The following is an 18363-nucleotide window of genomic DNA, read 5'->3' as shown; positions in this document are numbered from 1 at the left end:
TGAGCGGGGAGGGGTTTGGCCGGGATAAAGCGCGCCGTTCAGGCGTTGGTGCGCCAACCCACGGGCAGGCTCGCGTTGCGCCTGAGATTCGGAACCTAAATCTTTGAGCGAGCGCCGTTCAGCGCTCGCCCGAACAGGCTGCTGCGTGCCTCAATCAGGGTCGGCGCCGGTCAGTTGGGTTCGGACCAGCACATAAGCCCCGGCAGCGGCCAAGAAGATGCCGGTAGCAAGCGGGACCGGGGTGCCGTCAAACATCTGGCCCACCGGGATCGCGATGAGGACGCCGCCCACCGTGGCAATCGCGCTGATGACCGAGGCGGCGACGCCGGCGATGCGGCCCACGGGCTCCATCGCGACGGCATTGAGATTGCCCATGCCTAGCGCCATCACCATGACGACCGAAACCAGCCAGACCAGAAACAGGCCGAACTCCGCCACCGGCGGCAGAAAGCCGGTCACGAAGACCAGCAGCACCGCTGCGGAAAACACCGTCTGCACCAGCAAGATGCCCCGGATCATGACGCGCATCCCGACCCGCATCACAACACGGGCGTTGAAAAACGACGACATGCCAGCACAAAGCGCCACGGCGCCGAACCACAGCGGGAACGTGTCGCCGCGCCCGAAATACTGCTCGAAAATCTGCTGCACCGAGGTGAGCGTCATCATCAGCATCGACAGCGCCAGAACCTGCGCGGCGATGGCGACGACGACGGTGCGGTTGGCGGCCATCTCGCGGATCGCTTCCCAGATCTGGCTCAGGCTCAGGGGGCGGCGATTCTCCGGGCGCAGGGTTTCTTCCTGCCGGAAGCCGAGCCACGCCGCATTAAACAGCGCAAAGACGAGAAACGCGCCAAAGATGCCATGCCATCCCGCGACGGCAATGATGCCTGCACCAATCGACGGCGCGGCGGCGGGCAGCAGCGTAAAGACCATCATGACGAAGGACACGATCCGCGCCATCTGACGGCCTGAATAGAGATCGCGCACCATCGCAAGCCCGGCCACGCGGGGGCCAGAGGCGCCAAGCCCCTGCAGGAACCTGCCCAGCAGCACCATTTCCAGAGAGACTGCCGTGGCGGCAAGGATCGTGCCCGCCGCGTAGATCACAAGCCCGGAGAGGATGATCCGGCGCCGCCCGAAGGCATCCGCCAACGGTCCGGTGACGAAGGTGCCGAGCCCCATGCCCAGCATGAAGATGGTGATGACGAACTGCACCCGGTTGAGGTCGTCGGGGCTGAACTCCGCGCCGATGACGGGCAGCGCGGGCAGCATCGCGTCGATCGAGAAGGCAACGGTAGCAAAGAGCATCGCCATGAGAGCGATGAATTCTTTTTCGGGGAGACGTCTGGGCATGGGCAATATCCTTTGCCCGACCCGATACCCTCCCATGACGGCAGGGACCAGAGCCTGCCGCGAAATGCAGATAGCATTGTGCGTTTACGAACAGATCGCAACCGCGCGCTGCCGCAAACTGCAGCGCGCGGCGACCCGGAGCAGCGCCCGTCAGGCGATCTGTTCGTTGATCTCGGCGATCAGCTTCAGCCACAGGTCGGTCGGCTGCGCGCCCGGCACGACATGGGTGTTGGCGATGATAAAGGTCGGCACGCCGGTCAAGCCGCGTTCGCGCCCATGGGCGTCGCGGGCGCGGATGTCTTCGACATCCTGATCGCCTTGCAACAGCCGCCGCACCATTGCCGCATCCAGCCCGGCCCCGTCAGCCACGTCTGCCAGCGTATCGGGATCGCCGATATCGCGGTTTTCGGTGAAATAGGCGGCGAAAAGCGCGTCGACGACTTGGGTCTGGCGGTTCTCCAGCCCGGCCCAGTGGATCAGCCGATGCGCATCGAGCGTGTTGGGCGTGCGGGCAATGCCGCCGAGGTTCATGTCGAGCTTCTCGGCCTCGGCACGTTCGACGATGGGGGCATAGGCGGTCACCGCGCCCTCACGGCCACCGAATTTGTGCTCCAGATATTCGGTCCGGTCCATGCCCTCGCGCGGCATGGTGGGATTGAGCTGAAACGGGTGCCATTCGACGACAAAGGGATTGTCCGGCGCCTCGGCAATGGCGCGGGCCAGCGCGGTCCAGCCGATATAGCACCAAGGGCAGATGGGGTCGGAGAAGATGTCGAGCTTTATCATGGGCAAGCCATAGCAAACGCGTCGGAGGAAGGGAACGGGGCAGAGCTGGGTGAACGGTGCGCTTTAGGACCGGTCGCAGCAAAGCCACGCGCCGGAACGCGTGTTCTGGCTGCGCGCAGGCCGCGCTGATGCTGCCTATCGTATGTGTCGCGGATGAGAATGTGCCGCGCGTGGCCCTGCGACAGCCCAAACGCCATGCCGCAACGGCACTGCGCAGGCCCCGCATCACGGCGGGCTCATGTCACGTCGCGCAGCCCACCCGGCGCCTGCAGAATCTGCGGGCCGGGCAGGCGCCGATGCCATCGCTCCGGGGGCGTCAGATCGCGGATTCGACCGCGCGCGCGCCGGAGGAGATGTCCATGCCGATACCTTCGACCGTGGCGCATCCCGTCAGGGTCAGGGCGACCCCGATCAACAGCAGCATCCGTTTCATGTCCGTTCCTCGCTTCAGTCTTCGCTCCACCACCAGATGTCCGGCTGGAAGCCGATCCAGTCGCCATACATCGGGATGGTGTCGGGGTATTTCAGTTCCTTGCGATGCACCAGCACGGAGTCTTCCGTGAACCAGTTCGGCACGACGTAGCGCCCTGCTGTCAGCACTCGGTCGAGCGCGCGGGTGGCGGCGCGAAAATCTTCCTGCGTATCGGCCTGCAACATGTCGCCGATCAGGCCATCCACCGCCGGAGAGGCGACACCCATCCAGTTGCGGCTGCCATCCTGCGCGGCGGCCTCGGCCCCCCAGTAAAGATATTGTTCGTTGCCGGGGCTCAGGGACAGCGAGCGCACATACCACGCCATGTCAAAATCGAAGGCATTCGTGCGTTCAGTATATTGCGCGCTGTCGGCGCTGGTGACCGTGACCTGTGCGCCGATGCGGCGCAGGGCAGAGGCGTAGATATCGGCGATATTGCCGATCTGTGTCGCGCCCGAACTAAGCAGGATTTCAAAGCGCAGCGGCTCCCCCTCGGGCGAGGTCATGACGCCGTTTTCCACGGTCCAGCCCGCATCCTGCAGGCTGCGCATGGCGGCGCGGGTGCCACGGCGGTTGGCCTCGGACCCGTCCGAGACGGGCAGGGCGTAGCCTTCCATCGCGCCGGGGGGCAAGTCATCCGCATAGGCCGAAAGGTAGTCCGCCACCCGGCCCTCGGCGGGGCCATCGCCCATCGCCAGAACCGAATTGGAATAATAGGAGGTGATGCGCGGATCGCTGGAATTGTTGAGGATGCGGGAGATGTATTCGAAGTTGTAAGCCTCGATCATCGCCTGCCGCACGCGCCAGTCGTCAAAGGGCGCGCGGCGGGTGTTCATGACAAAGCCCGCAATCCCCGAGGGCCGCTCATGCGGAATTTCGGAGACCACCACATCGCCCGACCGCATCGCCGGGAAGTCATAGCTGCTGGCGAGCTTGGCCTTGTTCGTCTCGCGGTTGGTGGACAACTCGCCCGCGCGGAACGCCTCGAACGCGACATCGCCATCGCCGAACCATTCGTAGCGCAGCGTCTTGAAATTATGCTGCCCGCGATTGAAGGGCAGATCGACGCCCCACCAATCGGGGTCTTTCACCAATTCCATATAGCGGCCGGGCTCGTAATCGCCGATCACATAGGGGCCGGAGCCCACCGGCGCGACCAGACCGGAGGCGTCGAACGCGCGGTCGGCATAGGTTGCCTTCTTCAGAATCGGACGCAGGCCGAGGATCAGCGGCATCTCGTTGTTGGGCTCCGACAGGGTAAAACGCACCGTGCGCTCGCCCGTCTGCTCCGCCGTTTCAATCGCCGCCCAGCCGCCGTGATAGCGGGGATGGCCCAGCGTGCCGAGCGTCTCGAACGACCAGATCACATCCTCGACGGTGACCGGGCTGCCATCGGAAAACCGGGCCTCGGGGCGCAGGGTGAATTCGACCCATGAGCGATCTTCGGCGGTGTCGACCGTTTCGGCCAGCAGACCGTAGAGCGTAAATGGCTCGTCCCAGCTGCGGCCCATTAGGCTTTCGAACCCATACATCCGCCAGCCATAGGGCGCGCTGCCCTTCAGGATGAACGGATTGAGGCTGTCATAGCTGCCGATCTCGCCAAAGGTGAAGGTGCCGCCCTTGGGCGCATCCGGGTTCACATAAGGCAGGTGGTCGAAATCCGCGGGCAGGGCCGGCGCGCCATACATGGCGATGCCATGCTGCGGCTCGGCCCACGCGAATCCCCCGCCAAGGCTCAGCGCCAGCCCGGTCGCCGCGCCCGTCAGCCAACCACGGCGGCATTTGAAAAAATCGAGGCTCATCTGCGTTATAATCCCTGCCTGCCCTTGTTTGTCTGGCCTCGACCGTAGTGACGGATTCAAGGAGTTTCAAACTTTTAGCTTTGAAACCAGCGGCGGATTGCGTATAACGAGGGCACTGCTCGATAGGTTTCTTGCCTGTATGAAACCTGCCTCAATAACTTAGCGCCCGCCTTGTGCGGGCGTTTTTTTTGGGCAGGTCACGCAATCGGGATCAAGGCCGGGCAGCAGGATCTGCGGGCGGGATCGCGTGGCGTAGGGGCAAGAGAATCGGCGTGCTCTGCCAATAGCCTGCCGGTCCCGGTTCACCAAGCATTGCGGGCACGGGGCACAGGCGATGGGCGGGGTTCCGCGCATGGTGGTCGCCGGTCCGCGATGGGGCGCCTGCGACATTTCCGGCGCGCAGGGGGGTGCTTGCGGCATTTTCCCTCTCCTTTTCGCAGTTGCGGCATATATCATGAGCAGCAATGGAAACAGGAGCAGACCTGATGACTTTGACCTCCAAGACCGCGATCATCACCGGATCGAACAGCGGCATCGGTTTGGGCGTGGCGCGCGAACTGGCCCGCGCCGGGGCTGACGTGGTGATCAACAGCTTTACCGACCGGGACGAGGACCACGATCTGGCCCGCGAACTGTCGCGCGAAACCGGCGCGAACGTGCGCTACATACAGGCGGACATGTCAAAGGGCGCCGAATGTCGCGCGCTGATCGAGAAAGCAGGCGCTTGCGATATTCTCATCAACAATGCGGGCATCCAGCATGTCGCGCCCATCGATGAATTCCCGACAGAAAAGTGGGACGCCATCATCGCCATCATGCTCAGCTCGGCCTTCCACACGACTGCCGCCGCGCTGCCGCTGATGCGCAAGGCCGGGTGGGGCCGCGTCATCAATATCGCCTCCGCGCACGGTCTGACCGCATCACCCTATAAATCCGCCTATGTGTCGGCAAAACACGGTGTCGTCGGCATGACCAAGGTCGTGGCGCTGGAGACCGCGAAAGAGCCGATCACCGCCAACGCGATCTGCCCTGGCTACGTGCACACGCCGCTGGTCGATAAGCAGATCCCCGACACGATGAAGAAATACGACATGACCGAAGAGGAAGTGATCGAGAAGATCATCCTCGAACGGCAACCATCAAAGCAATTCACGACGGTCGAGCAACTGGGCGGCACGGCGGTGTTCCTGTGCTCCCCGGCTGCCGATCAGATCACCGGCACGACGATTTCGGTGGATGGCGGCTGGACCGCTTTGTGAGGTGACCGCACAGGCGGGGCCGCGCCGGGTGGCGTGAGCTCCGCTTGCGCGCGGTGGCCGCGTCTTGCAACGCGCATCGCTAACGGCTGGGGAGTATACCCGTGCCGCCATGTGCGCTTAAACGGGGCGGAGGCCTTCGCGGAAGCGGCGCATGCGGGTTTGATAATGCTCCGCCGATGCGCGGAGTTTGGCAATGGCCGCGTCATCCAATTGGCGCACGACCTTACCCGGCATGCCCATGACAAGAGACCCGTCGGGGATCTCGCGCCCTTCGGGGATCAGCGCGCCTGCGCCGATCAGGCAATTGCGCCCGATACGCGCGCCGTTCAGCACGGTGGCCCCCATCCCGATCAGCGTTTGCTCGCCGATGATGCAGCCATGCAGCATCGCCTTATGCCCGATCGTGCAATTCGCGCCAATCTCCAGCGGATAGCCGATATCGGTATGCAACACGCAATTTTCCTGAATGTTGGACCCTTCGCCGAGGATGATCGCCTCGTTATCGCCGCGCAGGGTCGCGCCGAACCAGACAGATCCGCCTGCGCGGATGTCCACCCGACCGATCAGATTGGCGTCCGGCGCAATCCAACTATCGGGGTCGATCTGCGGGCGTTGCCCGTCTAGCGCGTAGATCATGCGTGACGTTCCTCGAATTCACCATTCAAACGGCGCACCACGGCAGCCAGATCGGGCTGCTGCGAAATGCGCAACCGTTCGGCGCTGACGATGGTTTTCAGCCGGTCCTCGGTCGCGTCCAGATCGTCATTGACCAAAACGTAGTCATACTCGGGCCAATGGCTGATTTCGTCACGGCTTTTCTTCATCCGGTTTTCGATCACGTCCTCGGGGTCTTGGGCGCGGGCGCGCAGGCGGCGCTCCAATTCCGGGATCGACGGCGGCAGGATAAAGATCGACAGCGTGTGTTTGCCCAGAACCGAGGTGCGGATCTGCTGACCGCCCTGCCAGTCGATGTCGAACAGCACGTCCTGACCGGCACTGATGGCCGCCTCGACCGGTTCGCGGGGGGAGCCGTAGTAATGGTCAAAGACTTTGGCATGTTCCAGCATATCGCCGGATTCGACCAATTCCTCGAACTGCGCGTGACTGCGGAAATAGTATTCGCGGCCATCGACTTCGCCGGGGCGGGGGTTTCGGGTGGTGGCGGAGACCGAGAAACGCAGGCCTGGGTCCCACTCCATCAACCGTCGCGCCAGCGTCGATTTGCCGGCACCGGAAGGCGAGGACAGGATGATCAGGAGCCCGCGGCGATCGGCCATGTGCCCTCCGTTTAGTTTGGTGTTCCACGTCGAGGTTGCCCGCGCATCTGGGCGATCGACGGGCGGAGGTCAAGCCCGATCAGGACAGAGGGTGCAGGGGGTAGACGCCATGCGTCAGGTTAAAGGCATCCCGTAGCGGCCTGAAATTAAATGAGAAAATTAGGTTTCAGGGCGCGCGCAGAGGGTCAGGGCACCCGTGCCGCGCCGACGATGGGACCGGGGCCGGGACGCTGAACGATCACCACGGCGGGGTCCGATCCGGGCGCGGGCAGCGACACGTCCAGCACCGATTGTCCGTCCCATTTGCCGACCACATCCCAACTGGTGACGATGTTGGCGTAGTCCAGCGTCTTACCGGCGTTCTCGCCCTTCTTGATGGTCACGGTCGCACTGGGCAGGTAGCGGACCAGTTGCACGACTAGTTCGCCCAAGGCAGGCGAGGGGGACGGGGCCTTCAGTTCGATCATGTCGCCAACGCGGCGGGCCTGAAGACGCACGGAATTGGCTTGTGCTGCGTGATGCTCCAGCAGATCGACGACTTCCATCGGGCGGGCACCGACGACCTGTTCGGTGCCGTTGATGACCATCTGCGGCGTGTAAATCGTGCGGGAGCCATTGGCATGCGCGTAGGCTTTCTGGCGTTTGGTATGCGCTGGACGGGCGAATTTATCGGCCCAGCCGATGTAATCCCAGTAATCCACATGCAGCGCCAAGGCGATCACCCCGTCCTTGGCCGCAAGCCGGGACAGCAATTCGTCGGCAGGCGGGCAGGAGGAACAGCCTTGCGAGGTGTAAAGCTCGACCACGACGGGATTTTCGGTGCTGGCGGGGGCAGGGGCTTCGGACCCGGTCGCGCGGTCGGCCTGAGCGGGCAGCATCTGCGCGGGGTGGGTCTGCACCGGCTGGGCTGGGCCCTGCACGAAACTGCCGCCAAAGGGCGCGGCGGCGCGCCTTACGGTAACGGAGGACGCCAGCGGCGGGGCCATCGGAGGGGGCGAGGCCAGCAAGGGAACGCCCGCAAGCGCCTCCGCCGAATGCACCCCGTCGCGCCACAGATCCGACAGACGTCCCGCGATCCTGTCGAGCGAACTGCCCTGCGCCGCGCTGGCTGAACCGATGGCACCGGCGATGACAGGCCGCTCCGGGGCCTGGCCTCCCGCCTGCGCAAGCGCCAGGCCGGAGCTTCCAATCCCCGCGCCAAGGCAGCAGAGCGCGGCAAGCATTATCCGTCGCATGGTGATCCGTTCATTGTCTCTATCGTGGCTTCGGTTCTAGTGCGCCCGAACATCGAGCACCAATCAAGGAATTGCGAGAGTCTGTCGCAAAACCCTTCTGCCACCCTCGTCATTCGGTGTGCAACGGTATACATTTTGCGCCACAGGCTCGATTCCCCCTTGATCCGATCAGTCGCGTCAGGCACATCGAGCCCAGCCTTACCCCTGATGCTGGAAGGGAGCCATCGCATGCCCATCGTTGTCGGTCACGATACCGCCAAGACCCGAAAGACCCTAGAGGTCAACGGAAAGTCCTTCGCCTACTATTCCATCCCCGCCGCCGAAGAGGCCGGTCTGGGCGATTTCTCCAAACTGCCCGCCGCGTTGAAGGTGGTGCTGGAGAACATGCTTCGCTTTGAGGATGACAAGACCGTCTCGGTCGAGGATATCAAGGCCTTTGCCGAATGGGCGCAGAAGGGGGGCAAGAACCCCCGCGAGATCGCCTACCGTCCGGCCCGCGTTCTGATGCAGGACTTCACCGGCGTTCCCGCCGTTGTCGACCTTGCAGCCATGCGCGACGGCATCACCGCTCTGGGCGGCGACGCACAGAAGATCAACCCGCTGAACCCCGTCGATCTGGTCATCGACCATTCGGTCATGATCGACGAGTTCGGCAACCCGCGCGCGTTCCAGATGAACGTCGACCGCGAATACGAACGGAACCTTGAGCGCTACACCTTCCTGAAATGGGGTCAGAAAGCGTTCAACAACTTCCGTGTGGTTCCGCCGGGCACCGGCATCTGCCACCAGGTGAACCTGGAATATCTCAGCCAGACGGTTTGGTCCGACACGGATCAGAACGGCGATGAGGTTGCCTATCCCGACACGCTCGTCGGCACCGACAGCCACACCACCATGGTCAACGGCGCTGCCGTTCTGGGCTGGGGCGTGGGCGGTATCGAGGCCGAAGCCGCGATGCTGGGTCAGCCGATTTCCATGCTGATTCCCGAGGTCATCGGTTTCGAGTTGACCGGCCGCATGGTCGAAGGCACGACCGGCACCGATCTGGTTCTGAAGGTCGTCGAAATGCTGCGCGCCAAAGGCGTGGTGAGCAAATTCGTCGAATTCTACGGCGACGGTCTCGACAACCTGCCGCTGGCCGACCGGGCGACCATCGCCAACATGGCCCCTGAATACGGCGCCACCTGTGGCTTCTTCCCGATCGATCAGGAAACCCTGCGCTATCTGGAAAACACCGGCCGCGACAAAGACCGCATCGCTCTGGTCGAAGCCTATGCGAAGGCCAACGGCTTCTGGCGCGACGCGTCCTATGCGCCCGTCTACACCGACACCCTGTCGCTCGACATGGGCACGATCGTTCCCGCGATCTCCGGCCCGAAGCGTCCGCAGGACTATATCGCGCTGGACGTGGCGGCGACCGAGTTCGGCAAATATGTCGAAGGTCAGCGCAGCGCCAATGACGCCAGCAACCGTGCCGAAGGCCGTTGGGAAGGTGAGGGCGGCCAGCCCGAGCCGACCGATATCCCCGGCGACGAAGGCTATCACAAGCGCGGTTTCGTGCAGACCGATGACGGTCACTATCAGCTGCATGACGGCTCGATCGTGATCGCCTCGATCACCTCCTGCACCAACACCTCGAACCCTTATGTGATGATCGGGGCCGGTCTGGTCGCCCGCAAGGCGCGCGAACTTGGCCTGACCCGCAAACCTTGGGTGAAAACCTCGCTCGCGCCCGGCTCTCAGGTCGTGTCCGAGTATCTGGAAGCCGCCGATCTGCAGGATGATCTCGACGCGATCGGGTTCAACCTTGTTGGCTATGGCTGCACCACCTGTATCGGCAACTCCGGCCCGCTGGAGCCCACGATCAGCAAGTGCATCAACGACAACGATCTGATCGGTGTGTCGGTCCTGTCGGGCAACCGTAACTTCGAAGGCCGGATCAGCCCCGATGTGCGCGCGAACTATCTGGCGTCGCCGCCGCTGGTCGTCGCCTATTCGCTGATCGGCGACATGAATGTGGACATTACCACCGCGTCGCTGGGCAAAGACAAGAACGGCAACGATGTCTACCTGAAAGACATCTGGCCGTCGGCCAAGGAAATCTCCGATCTGGTCGAGAAGACCGTGACCCGCGAGGCGTTCCAGTCCAAATATGCCGACGTGTTCAAGGGCGACGAGAAGTGGCAGTCGGTGGAGACCACCGACAAGGAAACCTACGACTGGCCGGCCTCCTCGACCTACGTTCAGAACCCGCCCTACTTCAAGAACATGCCCAAAGATCCCGGCGCCATTGCCGATATCGACGGGGCGCGCGTGCTGGCGGTGCTGGGTGACATGATCACCACGGACCACATCTCGCCCGCGGGCTCGTTCAAGGACACCACGCCGGCCGGGAAATACCTGCTCGACCGTCAGGTGCCGCAGCGGGAGTTCAACTCCTACGGCTCGCGCCGGGGCAACCACGAAGTGATGATGCGCGGCACCTTCGCCAACATCCGTATCCGCAACGAGATGCTCGACGGCGTCGAGGGCGGCTACACCAAAGGCCCGGATGGCGAACAGACCTCGATCTACGATGCCGCGATGGCGTTCATGGATCAGGGCACGCCGCTGGTCATCTTTGGCGGCGAACAGTATGGCGCGGGCTCCTCGCGTGACTGGGCCGCCAAAGGCACCGCGCTTTTGGGTGTGAAGGCCGTGATCGCCGAGAGCTTCGAGCGGATCCACCGCTCCAACCTGATCGGCATGGGCGTTCTTCCGTTCGAGTTCACCGGCGGCGACACCCGCTCGTCGCTGGGCATCACCGGTGAGGAAAGCGTGTCGATCAAGGGTCTGGCCGATGTCACCCCGCTGCAGGAAGTGACCGCTCAGATCACCTATGCCGACGGCACGACCAAGGACGTGACCCTGCGCTGCCGTATCGATACGGCGGTCGAGAAGGAATATGTCGAGAATGGCGGTGTGCTGCACTATGTGCTCCGCGACCTCGCCAAGTCCTGATCGGGGCGTCACCGGCGCGATCCGGTGAGGTGACACAGTTTGAAAGCCCCGGCCCATCGGCCGGGGCTTTTGCTTGCGCCCGCAGGGACCAACCCGTGCGCAAGATTGTGTTTGTTGCGGTCGTCGTGTGGGTGCGACTGTGGCTGTGGCTGTGGCTGTGGCTGTGGCTGTGGCTGTGGCAGGGGTCAGTGCTGTTTGTCGTTGTTGGTCTGACGGGTGGCTTGACGGTTTTAATTCGGGAGCGCTTTAGACGCATCGGGCGATTGACCTACCGCCGGTGATCCGCCCGTATCGCCGTATCTCCGTATCGCGCCCTTGCGGGACTGCCGAGAACCGTCCTTGGGCGCTGCCAATGGAGGCGGAGCGGCGTGGGATTTAGGTTATGCCCGCCACGTTTGCGCGGCTTTTCACCCTGCGCCGGGCTGGTTTAGGTGGCACGGTGCGCGCAGCGTCCGCTGCGTGGTCCGCACTCCGACAGGACTTAGGCCATCGCCGCCGCGCTCCGGTGACGGCGGCGTTACGCCCCAAGCACGCAGCAATTAGCCCTGACGAAGAGCGCGCCCGCTCTGGCTCAAGCGCGTTCCGCAATCAGTGCGGATAGGCCGTGTATTCTCGGCTCACGAGTCCAGCCCAAGAACGCATGGCGGTGGGTCAGTCCGGCGTGGATTGCCGGTGTTGTGGGTGACATCCTCGTTCAACGGGTTCAGAAAACACCAAAGAGATGAAGATTTGGTTTCGCTGAGCAGGCTTCGAGAGGTGCATATGCAAAAAGATCCATGGCCCGACCGGTGCGGCGATATCATCGTGATGGGGGTTTCCGGCTGCGGGAAATCGACGGTCGGGGAGGCGCTGGCCGCGCGGCTCAATCGTCGCTTTGTCGAGGGCGATGCTCTGCACCCTGATGCGAACCGACGCAAAATGGCGGCAGGCACGCCCTTGACCGATGCGGATCGGGCGCCGTGGCTGGACCGTATTCGCGAGGAAATGTCCCGCGCGGAGGCACCTTTGGTTGTCGCGTGTTCGGCGCTGCGGCGGGCCTATCGCGACCGCTTGCGCGGAAAGGGGGAAAGCGCCCCCCGGCCCGTGACCTTCGTCCATCTGACAGAGACGCGGGACGTCATCGCGGCGCGGATCGAGGGGCGGCAGGGCCACTTTATGCCCGTGTCGCTGCTCGATAGCCAATACGCCACGCTGGAGCCTCTCGCGCCGGATGAGCGCGGCTGCACGGTAGAAGTTTCCTCGGACCCGACAGCCACGGTGCAGGCGGTCATGTCCGCTCTAGAGAGGACGGTTTACTAGGTTATCTAGTTCAACTTCTTCACACAACGCACTGCTATAACATGATTAATATTGTGACCGCCTAGGGTATATGCCCATACGGAACCCCCTTCCTGTTTGGTTACGCAAGGTCTATGACATGAGCAGCTAATCTATCGGGAGGATACGGATGAAACTGTTGCGATACGGTGAACGCGGGGCGGAAAAGCCGGGTCTGCTCGACGCGGATGGCACTCTGCGTGACCTGTCGGGGGAGGTCGACGACATCGATGGCGCAATGCTCGGGGCCGATAGCCTTGCACGGCTGCGGGCCCTCGATCCGGCCAGCCTGCCTGCCGTGACGGGCACGCCGCGTATCGGGGCCTGCGTCGGGCGGGTGGGGAAGCTCATCGGGATTGGCCTTAACTATTCCGACCATGCCGCTGAAACCGGCATGGCGATCCCGTCCGAGCCGATCACGTTTCTCAAGGCGACCTCCGCGATTTCAGGGCCTTATGATCCGGTCCTGCGGCCAGACCACGCCGAAAAACTGGATTGGGAGGTCGAGCTTGGCTTTGTCATCGGCACCCGTGCCCGGCGGGTGAGCGAGGCCGACGCGCTGTCGCATGTGGCTGGCTACACCATCGTCAACGACGTCTCCGAACGCTGCTGGCAGGCGGAGCGGCAGGGGCAGTGGACCAAGGGCAAAAGCCACGACACATTCGCGCCGATCGGGCCGTGGCTGGTCACAGCGGACGAGATCGCCGATCCTCACAATCTGGGCATGCGTCTGGATGTGAACGGGGTGCGGCGGCAGGATGGATCCTCAGCCACGCTCATTTTCGGCATTGCTCATCTGGTGCATTATCTGAGCCAATTCATGACGTTGGAGCCCGGAGATATTGTAACCACAGGCACGCCGCCCGGTGTGGGGATGGGGATGTCGCCGCAGGTCTGGTTGCAGGACGGCGACGTGATGCGGCTGGAAATCGACGGGCTGGGGCATCAGGAACAGACCGTGATGGCCGACCGGTGACCGCGCTGAGGTCGGCGCGGGACGGGGGCGCACTTTCCCTGCCGGACCGGGTTGCGACCGACTGGCGCATGATCTGGCTGGCGACCTGTTGCGGTATGACCGCAGCGCTTCAGATCGGCAAAGGCTCCGCCGCGCTGCCCCTGATCCGCGCGGAATTCGGCAGCGCGGTGTCGGTTCTGGCGGCCTATGTGTCCTTGATCAGTGTCGTCGCGGCGCTGGCGGGGTTCGGCTTTGGCATGGCGAGCCGCCGGGTCGGGCCGCGACGCGCGGCGTTGACGGGGCTGGCGCTGATCGTGGTGGCGGGATTGGGCGGGGCGCTTGCGAATGGCGCGGTCTGGCTGATCGGGACACGCCTGATCGAGGCGATAGGCTTCGCACTGTGCACCACGGCATTGCCAGCGCTCATACGCGGTGCGGCGGGCACGGGAAAGTCGTCAGCCGTGATGGGCATTTGGGCGATGTGGTTGCCTGCTGGCGTGGCCCTGGCGATGGCGCTGGCGGCGCTGAGCCTCGATCCGCTGGGATGGCGCTGGTTCTTTGTTCTGTGTGCCGTGGCGCCCGGCGTGGCGTGGGTCGCGCTGTGGCGCGGCGGCACGCGGGCTGTGGCAGTGCCCCCGGCGGATGCGCCGCAGGCCATTTCCGCGCGGGACGTCCTGCGCCGGACCGAGCTTCTGGTGGCGGCGGTGTTTGTCAGTTTTTCCGCCGGAAACATGATCCTCATGAGCTTCCTGCCGACGATATTGGTGGATGACATGGGGCTCAGCCCGTCGCGCGCGGGGCTGGCGGTGATGGTGGCGATGCTGTGCATGCTGCCGATGAACGTGGCGACCGGGCGGATGATCGACCGGGGCTGGAGCATGCCGCTGATGACCGGCGCGGCGGTGGCGGTGATTGCCGTGGCGGCGCTTTTGATTACGGCGGACGGCGCGCCGGGTTGGGTGCGCATGACCGGGGTTATTGGGTTTGGACTGGGGGCGGGGGTCCCCCCCGCGGCGATCTGGGGCTCGATCCCGTTACTTGCGCAGCGCCCGGCGGATGCGCCGCTTCTGTCCGGTCTGTTCTATCAGGGCGCCGGGCTGGGACAGGTCAGCGGGCCGATCGTGGCCGGGCTGGTTCTGTCACGCTGGCCGGGCTGGTGGATCGCGTCATGGTGCGTGGTTGCCATGATGGTGCTGTCCATTGCGCTGGCGCTGTGGCTTTCGCGCAGCATGGCGGCGCGCGCGTAGCGGCGGCCCGGTGGGCGCTCAGGCCCCGATCAAGGCGATCAGGTCGCGCCCACCTTGCCAAATCAGCCGCAGCGAAAGCACGAACAGCAGGCCTTGGATCAGGTTCAGGTAATGCCGGTCGCTGACCGCGCGCGCGGCCCAGCGTCCGCAGATGGTGCCGAGGATGCCCGCCACCGCCAACAGCCCGGTCAGTTGCCAATCCACGTGCGACAGGGCCCCGAGGCTGAGATAGGCGGGCACCTTGGCCAGATTGATCGCCGCAAACGCGATGGTGGTGGTGCCGGCAAAGACCAGTTTCGGCAGTTTCTGCGGCAGGACATAGGTCTGCCACGGCGGCCCGCCCGAATGGGAGATGAAGCTGGCGATCCCGGTCATGATGCCCCAGAAAATGCCGCGCGGCACATCTGCGGGCCGCGCGGGGCCATCGCGCCCGGTGATGAACCACGCGCGCAGGCAGTAGGCGAGCCCGATCAGACCCACCGCGATGGTAAAGGCCGAACTGGGCACCAAGGGCTCCAGCAACGTGCCGATCACGACACCGGCCAGCCCGGCAGGGATCAGCAGCTTTAGGTTCCATGCGGAATAGTCGCGTCGATAGAGCCACACCCCCACCGCGTCCGAGATCAGATAGATCGGCAGCAACAATGCGGCAGCGGTGATCGGATCCATCCAGATGGCCAGCACAGGCACGGCGAGGGAGGAAATCGAGACCAGCCCGCCTTTCGACAGGCCAACCATGAAGGCGGCAAGCCCGATCAGGGCCAAGGGAATTTCAATCATTGGGCTGCTTTGGTTATCGCGTCGCGCATGGTCTAGACGGGCGCGCGGGCAGACTAAAGCCCTGACAGACGTGATTGCACGATGTGCCGCGGCGGGCGTGCGCGATGCGGTGTAGCGGGCCATGAAAAAGCCCCCGCGCCGGAGGGCGCGAGGGCTAAAGGCTGTTACCCCGTGGGGGGCCGAGATGGGCCTTATTGCTGAGGCAGCGCGTAGGCGATCACCGCGTCGGACACCGGCGTTTCCATGAAGTGATGGCCGCCGGGGGCGATGACGACGAACTGCCGTCCATCGGCCTCGTAGGTGATGGGCGTGGTCTGCCCGCCACCGGGCAATTCGGTCTGCCACAGCTCCTCGCCCGTCTCCACGTCAAAGGCGCGGAAGCGGTTGTCGGTGGTTGCGGCCACGAACGCCACGCCACCGGCGGTGATGATCGGCCCGCCATTGTTGGGCGTGCCAATGGTCATCGGCAGCATCGAGGGGATGCCGAACGGGCCGTTATTCACCGCGCTGCCCAAGGGATGATCCCAGAGCGTTTCGCCGGTGGCGAGGTCGATACCCCGGATCCAGCCATAGGGCGGCTCCTTGCAGAGCATCCCGGTGAAGCCCAGCCGCCAACCAGCGTTGACATTGATCGCGTAGGGCGAGCCTGCCTGCGGATCACCGGCGCCTTCGGCGGCGGGCGGGTTGCCGCCCTCGTTGATCGGGCGCAGACCCATTTCGTCGGCCTTATCGCGCGGGATCAACTGGTTGAAGTTGGGCATATCGTTGTAGTTCGCGATGAGGATGCCCCGCTCGGGATCGACCGCGATCGAACCCCAGTCCGAGCCGCCGTTATAGCCAGGATACTGGATCCACGGACGGTCCGCGGAGGGCGGCGTGTATTCGCCCTTGTAGTTGGCCCGGCGGAACTGGATGCGGCACCACAGCTGGTCGATGGGGCTCATGCCCCACATGTCCTTTTCCTCCAGCCGCGGCTTGGCCAGAGAGGCATAGCCGGAATAGGGCTGCGTCGGGGAATAGTTCCCGTCTTCGACACCGCCGGTGGTCGGCACCTCGCGTTCCTCGACCGGGAACAGGCTTTCACCGGTTTCGGCGTTCAGCACATAGATCTGCCCCTGCTTGGACGGCAGGATAACGGCACGGGTGCCATCGGGCATGTCGATCAATGTGGGCTGCGAGCCAAGGTCATAGTCCCAGACATCGTAATGCACGGTCTGGAAATGCCATGCGACCTCACCGGTGGTAGCGTCGATGGCGACGAGGGAGGTCGAGTATTCATTCTCGAACTCCTCGCGATTGCCGCCGTAGTAATCGACGGAACTGTTGCCCATAGGCAGGTAGACAAAGCCGAGCTCTTCGTCGGTTGCGGCGATGGTCCACATGTTGGGCGTGCCGCGGGTGTAGACCTCGCCCTCGGCGGGGGCTCCGGTGCGATCGGGCGCACCCATATCCCACGCCCAGACCAGTTCGCCGGTAACGGCATCATAGCCGCGCACGACGCCCGAGGGCGCGTTTTCGGCCTGACCGTCCTTGACCTGCGCGCCAGTCACTAGCACGCCGCGCACCAGAACCGGCGGCGACGAGATGGCATACCAACCGGGGACGGTTTCGCCGATCCCTTCGTTCAGATCGACCATACCTTCTTGCCCGAATTCGGGGCATAGCTGCCCGGTTTCGGCATCGACGGCGATGAGCCGGGCATCGAGCGTGCCCTGAACCACCCGCGCGGCGCATAGGGCGTCGGGCTCGGCGTTCGGATCGGCGTAATAGGTCACGCCGCGACAGGTCGCGCCATAGGGGATCGCATCCGGCGACACCTGCGGATCATAGCGCCATTTCTCGCGCCCGGTCGCAGGATCGAGCGACAGCATGATGTTCATCGCGGTGCACATAAACAAGCTGTTGCCGACCTTAATCGGGGTGTTTTCGGGGGAATATTTCCCCTCGGTGTCGCCTGCGGGCATGTCGCCGGTGTTGATGCGCCATGCCTCCTCCAGTTCGCCCACGTTTTCTGCGGTGATCTGGCTGAGTGGGGAATACCGGGTGGCGGATTCGGTCGCCCCATAGGCAGGCCAGTCCGGCCCGGATTCAAGCGGACGCTGGGCTTCCCGGCTGGCTTGCGGGCGTGCGGTCTGACGCTCCTCCAGCGAAACCGGGGGCGTTTCGGTCGCCGCGTCAGACGCGGTGTCCGGTGCCTCGGTATCGGCAGCGGGTTCGGAGGTTTCGGTGGTCTCTGCGTTGGCCTCTGTGTCCGTCTCCGGCGTCGCCGTGTTGGCGGCAGGGGTGTCCGCAGCCGGGGTCTCGGGTGCTGCTTCAGCAGGGGCTGCGTCCGGGGCGGTCGGCTCCTGCGCGGTGTCCTGCGGCTCCTCCGCGATGGTCGCGACCTGCGCCATGGCGCGCGGTGCGGGGGTCAGCACAAATGCGGCAGCCATCACGGCGGCAAACCCGGCGAGCACACCGGCCTGACGGCGACGGCGCAGCGCGGGCAGGGCAAAGATCAGCGCGATCAACAGAACGGTGGGTGCGACGACACGCGGCACCAGCGGCCAAAGATCGGCGCCCACCTCCCAAAACGCCCAGATCAGCGTGCCAATCCACGTGAGCAGATACACCCAGAAGCCGCCGATATTGACGCCAAAGAGCAGTATGCCGGAAATCAGCAGCCCCGCGCCGGCGCAGACGTAATACCACGACCCGCCCAATGCGACGAGCCAGACGCCCCCCGCCGCAAGCACGAGGCCCAAAGCCGCAAAGACGATCCCCAACAGGATCGACCACCAGTAAGAAAGCCCCTTGCGAGGCGGTTCGGAGCCGTGTGGGGACGTGGTCGCCATGTGCTCTGCCTTCCGTATGAAATTACCGTGTATCGAGGGAACG

15 protein-coding genes are annotated in these 18363 nt (G+C 64.1%); 6 read left to right on the top strand and 9 right to left on the bottom strand.

The window, feature by feature from the left end:
* Positions 1 to 150: 150 nt before the first annotated feature.
* The 4 genes from CBW24_RS09395 to CBW24_RS09380 form a co-directional block, all read right to left on the bottom strand.
* Positions 151 to 1356, bottom strand: coding sequence for a multidrug effflux MFS transporter (locus CBW24_RS09395; RefSeq protein ID WP_097373432.1), 1206 nt, complete (start codon positions 1354 to 1356; stop codon positions 151 to 153).
* A gap of 150 nt (positions 1357 to 1506) precedes the next feature.
* Positions 1507 to 2142: a DsbA family oxidoreductase gene (locus CBW24_RS09390; protein ID WP_088661871.1), complete on the bottom strand. Its 636-nt coding sequence runs from the start codon at positions 2140 to 2142 to the stop codon at positions 1507 to 1509.
* A 316-nt stretch (positions 2143 to 2458) separates the two neighbouring features.
* Positions 2459 to 2575 (bottom strand): lipoprotein, encoded by a 117-nt coding sequence (locus tag CBW24_RS09385; protein WP_088661872.1) that lies wholly within the window; start codon positions 2573 to 2575, stop codon positions 2459 to 2461.
* Between the two features lie 14 nt (positions 2576 to 2589).
* Entirely contained in the window at positions 2590 to 4416 is a 1827-nt protein-coding gene (locus CBW24_RS09380; protein WP_097373431.1) for an extracellular solute-binding protein, read from the bottom strand.
* Positions 4417 to 4901: 485 nt separating this feature from the next.
* Between CBW24_RS09380 and CBW24_RS09375 the strand changes: the two genes are divergently transcribed.
* Entirely contained in the window at positions 4902 to 5675 is a 774-nt protein-coding gene (locus tag CBW24_RS09375) for a 3-hydroxybutyrate dehydrogenase (RefSeq protein ID WP_097373430.1), read from the top strand.
* A gap of 117 nt (positions 5676 to 5792) precedes the next feature.
* Here CBW24_RS09375 and CBW24_RS09370 read toward each other — a convergent pair whose 3' ends face one another.
* The 3 genes from CBW24_RS09370 to CBW24_RS09360 form a co-directional block, all read right to left on the bottom strand.
* Positions 5793 to 6311, bottom strand: a complete 519-nt coding sequence (locus tag CBW24_RS09370; RefSeq protein WP_097373429.1) for a gamma carbonic anhydrase family protein — start codon at positions 6309 to 6311, stop codon at positions 5793 to 5795.
* Positions 6308 to 6952 (bottom strand): guanylate kinase, encoded by a 645-nt coding sequence (gene gmk, locus CBW24_RS09365; RefSeq protein ID WP_088661876.1) that lies wholly within the window; start codon positions 6950 to 6952, stop codon positions 6308 to 6310. The genes CBW24_RS09370 and gmk overlap by 4 nt, the downstream gene beginning before the upstream one ends.
* A gap of 185 nt (positions 6953 to 7137) precedes the next feature.
* On the bottom strand, positions 7138 to 8187 hold the full coding sequence (locus CBW24_RS09360) for a DUF1223 domain-containing protein (RefSeq protein WP_232529659.1): 1050 nt from the start codon (positions 8185 to 8187) through the stop codon (positions 7138 to 7140).
* A 228-nt stretch (positions 8188 to 8415) separates the two neighbouring features.
* On the opposite strand from CBW24_RS09360, the gene acnA reads away from it, so the two are divergent.
* The 5 genes from acnA (at position 8416) to CBW24_RS09340 (ending at position 14706) form a co-directional block, all read left to right on the top strand.
* A complete protein-coding gene (gene acnA, locus CBW24_RS09355) occupies positions 8416 to 11187 on the top strand; it encodes an aconitate hydratase AcnA (protein WP_088661877.1) in 2772 nt (923 codons plus the stop codon).
* Positions 11188 to 11282: 95 nt separating this feature from the next.
* The gene (locus CBW24_RS18375) at positions 11283 to 11468 is read left to right on the top strand and encodes a hypothetical protein (protein ID WP_157773184.1); all 186 of its coding nucleotides are present in this window, start codon (positions 11283 to 11285) and stop codon (positions 11466 to 11468) included.
* 481 nt (positions 11469 to 11949) lie between these two features.
* Positions 11950 to 12486, top strand: coding sequence for a gluconokinase (locus tag CBW24_RS09350; RefSeq protein ID WP_198405164.1), 537 nt, complete (start codon positions 11950 to 11952; stop codon positions 12484 to 12486).
* A 148-nt stretch (positions 12487 to 12634) separates the two neighbouring features.
* Positions 12635 to 13480 carry a fumarylacetoacetate hydrolase family protein gene (locus tag CBW24_RS09345; RefSeq protein ID WP_097373428.1) on the top strand — a complete coding sequence of 282 codons (846 nt, stop codon included), beginning with the start codon at positions 12635 to 12637 and terminating at the stop codon, positions 13478 to 13480.
* Entirely contained in the window at positions 13477 to 14706 is a 1230-nt protein-coding gene (locus tag CBW24_RS09340) for an MFS transporter (protein WP_097373427.1), read from the top strand. Before CBW24_RS09345 ends, CBW24_RS09340 begins: the two co-directional genes overlap by 4 nt.
* An 18-nt stretch (positions 14707 to 14724) precedes the next feature.
* Here the strand turns inward: CBW24_RS09340 and CBW24_RS09335 are convergent, their stop codons facing one another.
* Both CBW24_RS09335 and CBW24_RS09330 read right to left on the bottom strand, forming a co-directional pair.
* A complete protein-coding gene (locus CBW24_RS09335) occupies positions 14725 to 15486 on the bottom strand; it encodes a sulfite exporter TauE/SafE family protein (protein WP_088661881.1) in 762 nt (253 codons plus the stop codon).
* Between the two features lie 191 nt (positions 15487 to 15677).
* Positions 15678 to 18320: a membrane-bound PQQ-dependent dehydrogenase, glucose/quinate/shikimate family gene (locus CBW24_RS09330; protein ID WP_097373426.1), complete on the bottom strand. Its 2643-nt coding sequence runs from the start codon at positions 18318 to 18320 to the stop codon at positions 15678 to 15680.
* Positions 18321 to 18363: the final 43 nt, after the last annotated feature.

Source organism: Pacificitalea manganoxidans, from assembly GCF_002504165.1.
GTDB classification, from domain to species: domain Bacteria; phylum Pseudomonadota; class Alphaproteobacteria; order Rhodobacterales; family Rhodobacteraceae; genus Pacificitalea; species Pacificitalea manganoxidans.
The sequence above is the reverse complement of the archived record's forward strand: the minus strand, read 5'-3'. Positions and strand labels throughout refer to the sequence as shown.